Here is a 212-nt window from a genome sequence, read left to right as displayed (position 1 = left end):
TGCCGAGCTGGGTCACGGCGGTGAATGCCGCACCCGGGTCGTGGCCGCCGAAGAAGAGCTGGCCGACGATCGATTGGTGCGCGCTGGAGGAGACCGGCAGGAACTCGGTGAGGCCCTGGACGATGCCCAGCACGATCGCTTCCAACCAACCCATCAGGTTCCCCTCTCGGCTCGGGCACACCCTAGCCGTTGCCCGGTAGCATGCCGCTCAT

Annotated in this window: 1 protein-coding gene; it reads right to left on the bottom strand. The window is 67.0% G+C overall.

The features are described 5' to 3' along the window. Window positions 1–154: undecaprenyl-diphosphate phosphatase (locus BN358_RS24315; RefSeq protein WP_304412799.1), on the bottom strand; the 154-nt coding region annotated here is incomplete at its 3' end. Window positions 155–212 lie beyond the last annotated feature (58 nt).

This window comes from Sedimentibacter sp. B4 (assembly GCF_000309315.1).
Classification (GTDB): Bacteria; Bacillota; Clostridia; order Tissierellales; family Sedimentibacteraceae; genus Sedimentibacter; species Sedimentibacter saalensis.
The sequence above is the reverse complement of the archived record's forward strand: the minus strand, read 5'-3'. Positions and strand labels throughout refer to the sequence as shown.